This window comes from Streptomyces alkaliterrae (assembly GCF_007097205.2).
In the GTDB taxonomy this organism is placed as follows: Bacteria; Actinomycetota; Actinomycetes; order Streptomycetales; family Streptomycetaceae; genus Streptomyces; species Streptomyces alkaliterrae.
The window spans coordinates 1-4,580 of sequence record NZ_VJYK02000380.1 but is presented as its reverse complement, the minus strand read 5'-3'; the positions used below and the strand labels follow the sequence as shown (position 1 = coordinate 4,580).

Genomic DNA, 4,580 nt, shown 5'->3' with positions numbered 1-4,580 from the left:
CCCCGGTCGTAGGCGCCGCCCCCATCCTGAGGGCCAGCTCCCGGCCCCCGGCCCTCGAACTCCCCCAGGACGGGCTGTCCCCGCCGACCTGCTCGCCCGACCGGAGCACGGGGGCGGCCCCGTATCGACTCGTCCGACGCGACGCCGACAGGCGGGAGGGCACTTGCCCGCGTCCCGATACCCAGATCCCCTCCCGGGGACGCGCCCCGATCACGACGTGCGCGGGTCTTTGCCCGGGAACGGACGCCGTCGGCGCGCGCTCGCGACGGCGCGCGGCACGGGCGCCGGTTCTCGGGCGTGGCGAGGTCGCGGGCACGTGCCCCTCCGACGGCACCTCGGCGCGCCGGGCCGGTCCCACGCCTCCGCCGCGGCCCGTATGCGGTGCCGACCGGGGCGCGGACCCGAGCGCCGGGGCGCGTCGTGCTCGGTACGGCCGTGCCACGTGAGCCCGCGCGCGGCACGGCCGACGCCGCGCCGGTCAGTCGGTGTGGTGGGTGGGGGTGCCGAGGGCGTGGACGGCGGCGAGGGTGCGGGCGGCGTCGGCGAGGGCGCGGCGCAGACGCGCGCTGTCGGTGGTCTCGCCCTGCGCGGCGTCCGGTGCGACGAGCCAGGACGCGCCGGGCAGCGGCGGGACGGCGGCCAGCCGCCGCCACCCCCGCAGCGGCACGCAGACACTGCCGAGGAGGTTCCAGCGCGCGCCGGTCCCGGCTTCCACCAGGAAGCCGACCGTGTCGCCGGTGAGGTCGTGGAGGACCGGTCCGACTCCTCCGCCGAGGCGCAGGATGTCGACGGTTTCGAGCCCCATTCTGCCGGGAACGGTCACCAGCTCCCAGGTGGGCCGCTCATCGCCGTCGACGGGCGACGGCAAACCGGGTGGGGTGTGGCGTTCGGTGACTCCGCATGATCCGTCGGTGTCCAGCAACGGGATTCCTTCCTCCGCTGTCGGTACTGCATGAGGACCAACGCGTCCCGGCCGTCAACGGAAACGGTTCCGCACCACTCGAAGGGTGGCGGTTCATGGCGGATCACGGATGGGATATCCGGTTTGTAGCCAAACACCGTCCGCCGCCCAGCTTGCGGCGTGTACCTTCCCGGCATGGCGTCGTCACCTTCCACGTCAGCCGGTGAGTACGAGCCGGCCGGGGCGGCGGGCCGTGCGGTCCGGGCCGGGCCGGCGGGCGGGACCGACGGGACCGCCGCCGCACCGACCACGGGCGATCCGCCGCCGACACCACGGCGGCGGCCGAACGAGGTGTTCCGGCGGCTGCGCGGCCAGCTGTCGCCGGGCGAGTTCGCCGCCACCGTGCGCCGCGCCGCGCGGGAGATCGGCGAACAGGTGTCGTGCGACGCCCGGTACATCGGCCGGGTGGAGTCGGGCGAGATCCGCTGCCCCAACTACGCCTACGAGCGGGTGTTCCGGCACATGTTCCCGGGCTACTCGCTGGTGGACATGGGCTTCTGCCCCCGGGAGGCCGTGCGCGGCCGCTCGGCCAGGCGGCGAAGGGCGTACGGAGGTGACGACGCGCCCGAAAGCGCCTCCGCGCGCCCCTCGGGCGACCGCACTTCCGATCGCGGCGACAACCGCGCCCACACCGACGAGGAGAGCGACGTGCTTCGTCGCGCGTTCATGACCGGCGGCTCCGCCGCCCTGGCCACCGCTTCCCTGTACACACCGCTCGGCGGCCGGCCGGCCGCGGCGGCCGAACCGCTGCCGACGGGCATCCCCGAGCAGCCCGCCCGGCCCGCCGCCCGACCGGGTCGCAGCGAGGCGGCGTCCGTCGCCGAAGCCGTGCGGCAGATCCGGCTGTTGGACGACCGGCACGGCGCCGACCGGCTCTACCAGCGGGCCGGCGCCACCCTGCGCCGCACGTTCGAACTGCTCGACGCGGGCGCCCGCCACCAGACGGTGGCCGACCAGCTCGGCGGCAGTACGGGCGAACTCGCCATCTCGGTCGGCTGGTTGGCGCACGACTCGGAGCGCTTCGACGACGCCCGCTCGCACTACGCGGAGGCGTTGTCCATCGCCCGCTTCGCCGGTGACGCGGCGCTGGAGGCGCACGCCTTCTGCAACACGTCCTTCCTCGCCAGGGACGCCGGACGCCCCCGGGAGGCGCTGCGGGCCGCGCAGGCCGGCCAGCAGGCCGCCCGCCGGCTCGGGTCCTACCGACTCCAGTCGCTGCTCGCCCTGCGCGAGGCGGGCGGTTGGAGCGGCCTGGGCGACCGGGCCGGGACCGAGGACGCGTTGGGCCGGGCGACGGCACTCTTCGACCGCGGGCCGACCGACGACGACCCCGAGTGGATGACGTTCTTCGGCGCGGCGGAGCTGGCCGGTCTGGAGGCCCAGGCGTGGTCCGCGCTCGGCGACCGCGACCGGGCCGCGCGGCGGGCCCTGGACGCCGTGGCCCTCCAGCCGCCCCAGTTCGTCCGCAACACCGCCCTGTTCACCGCCCAGTTGGCGGGCGACCTGGTGGCCGCCGGGTCTCCCGAGGAGGCCGCGAGCCACGCCCTGCGGGCGCTGGACCTGCTACGGACCGTGCACAGTTCGCGGGTGCGGCGCATGCTGCACGACACCGCCGGGCGGCTGTCGGCGCACCGCCGACGCCCGGAGGTCGCGGCCTTCCTGGAACGGGTCCCGACGCCGGCGGGTCCACCGCGCGCGGCCCGCGTCCCCGTACCGCGCGGCGGGAGCGCGTGACGCGCGGCGAGGACGGGTAGCGCCTCCACGGGCCGCGCGGCCGGCTCAGTCCAGGTGGCCGGTGTCGTTCCAGCGCTCCACCGCCGGCTGCCCGTACGCCCAGCCGAGTACCGACAGGGACGCGGGCGCCAGCCGCAGCCGGGCGCCGAACTCCAGGCTCTCGCCCAGCCAGCGGGCGGCCAGCGTGCGCAACAGATGGCCGTGCGCGAACAGCAGCACGTCCCGGTCGGCCGAGCGCGCCCACTCCACGATCGTGTCGGCGCGTTCGGCCATCGCGGCGCGGCTCTCGCCGTCGGCGACGCCGTCCCGCCAGATCACCCAGTCGGCACCGGCGCGCTCGCGGATCTCCTCGGGCGTCAGCCCCTCGTAGGAGCCGTAGTCCCACTCCATGAGCGCGTCCCAGGGCGTCGCGCGGTCGCCGAAGCCGGCGATCTCGCAGGTCTCGGACGCCCGGACGAGCGGGCTCGTCCGCACCTCGACGCCGTCCAGGCCGTCCCAGGGCGCCCGGCGCAGACGTTCGCCGAGGAGTTCCGCCATGCGCCGTCCCCGGTCCAGCAGCGGCACGTCGGTACGGCCGGTGTGCCGGCCGCGGACCGACCAGGCGGTCTCGCCGTGCCGTACGAGTAGTACGCGCGTACGTGTCGGGGCGTCCACCACAGGTCCTGCTCCTCATCGGGGTCGTGCCGTCTGCCCAGGATCGCACCCGCGTCCGTGGCCGGCCGCCCGGGGCGGGCGTATCACGCCTGGTCAGCGTCCTGGTCGCGATGCGTAACGGTGTCGCCCGGGCGCGTTGTCGGTGGGAGATGCCAGACTTCGGCGGGTGACCCATCTGCCCCACCCCACCGCCTCCGCGCAGGGCGGGCCGGCGCGGTCCGCCCTGCGGGCCCGGCTCGCCGCGCTGCGCGGGCCCGGCCGTGCCCCCCGCCCGATGGACAGCCGGGCGCTGGCAGCGCTCGCAGCGAACCCGGGCTGCGACCGCCGGGCGCTGCTCGACAGCGCCGGCGTGGACAAGGCCGCGCTCGCCGGGGCGCTGGGCGCGCCGTCCGGGTTCGGCCGGTCGCAGTTCGCCTTCGCCCGCGGGCACGCCTTCGAGTCCCGGGTGACCGCCGACGGCGGCGCCGAGCTCGTACGCCTGCTGTGCTCCGTGACGGGCCGCACCCCGCCGGTCGCCACCGCGCTGGACTGCCCCGACACCACCGGTGAGGGCCCGGCGGGCCGCCGCGCGCGGACGCTCCGGGCGCTGGCCGAGGCGGACGAGGCCGCCGCCGAGGGGCGTTGGACGGTGCTGCTCCACCCGATGCTGGAGCTGGACGTGGCCGGTTCCCCGGTCTGTCTGGAGCCGGACGCCGTCGTGGTCACGCCGGACGCCGTGCGCACCATCGTGGAGATCAAGTCGTTCTCGATCCTGGACGGTTCCGCCGACCCGGCGAAGGTCGGCGCGGCGGCGCGGCAGGCCGCCGTGTACGCGCTGGCGCTCGCCGAGGCCGGTGGCGCGGTCGCCGACGCGGCGCTGCTCGTCTGCCCGCGCGACTTCTCCAACCTGCCGACGGCCGCCCCGCTCGACCTGCGCAGGCAGCGGGCGACGGTCCGGCGGCAGCTGGCCCGGCTCACCCGCGTCGAGGAGATCGCGGCGCGGCTGCCGCAGGGCGTCAGCTTTGATCCCGAGCTGCCGCCGGACCGGCTGACGGCGGCGGTCGACGCGGTCCCGGCGACGTACGCGCCGGACTGCCAGTCGGGCTGCGACCTGGCGTTCCACTGCCGCGAGCGGGCGCGTGAGGCGGGCGAGCCGGGCGTGCTCGGCCGGGCGACACGCGCCGAGCTCGGCGGTCTCGGCACGATCGCCGACGCGCTGGCCGCCGCACGGGCGCCCGCCCCGCCCTCCGCC

At 76.8% G+C, this 4,580-nt stretch carries 4 protein-coding genes; 2 read left to right on the top strand and 2 right to left on the bottom strand.

Going from position 1 to position 4,580, the window contains the following annotated elements:
- Window positions 1–478: 478 nt before the first annotated feature.
- Complete coding sequence (locus FNX44_RS24080; RefSeq protein ID WP_228450168.1) at window positions 479–805, bottom strand: hypothetical protein; 327 nt, start codon at window positions 803–805, stop codon at window positions 479–481.
- A gap of 291 nt (window positions 806–1,096) precedes the next feature.
- Here FNX44_RS24080 and FNX44_RS24075 point away from each other — a divergent pair, with 291 nt between their 5' ends.
- Window positions 1,097–2,695 (top strand): NsdA family TPR-like regulatory protein, encoded by a 1,599-nt coding sequence (locus FNX44_RS24075; RefSeq protein WP_228450167.1) that lies wholly within the window; start codon window positions 1,097–1,099, stop codon window positions 2,693–2,695.
- Window positions 2,696–2,740: 45 nt separating this feature from the next.
- Here the strand turns inward: FNX44_RS24075 and FNX44_RS24070 are convergent, their stop codons facing one another.
- Window positions 2,741–3,349 carry a histidine phosphatase family protein gene (locus FNX44_RS24070; protein ID WP_143651030.1) on the bottom strand — a complete coding sequence of 203 codons (609 nt, stop codon included), beginning with the start codon at window positions 3,347–3,349 and terminating at the stop codon, window positions 2,741–2,743.
- Between the two features lie 166 nt (window positions 3,350–3,515).
- On the opposite strand from FNX44_RS24070, the gene FNX44_RS24065 reads away from it, so the two are divergent.
- A partial coding sequence (locus FNX44_RS24065) for a hypothetical protein (protein WP_143651028.1) occupies window positions 3,516–4,580 on the top strand: 1,065 nt, incomplete at its 3' end.

What these genes read in the sequence shown, in the direction of transcription:
- FNX44_RS24080 (WP_228450168.1), bottom strand. Translation starts at nt 805, where the DNA reads ATGGGGCTCGAAACCGTCGACATCCTGCGCCTCGGCGGAGGAGTCGGA.
- FNX44_RS24075 (WP_228450167.1), top strand. Translation starts at nt 1,097, where the DNA reads ATGGCGTCGTCACCTTCCACGTCAGCCGGTGAGTACGAGCCGGCCGGG.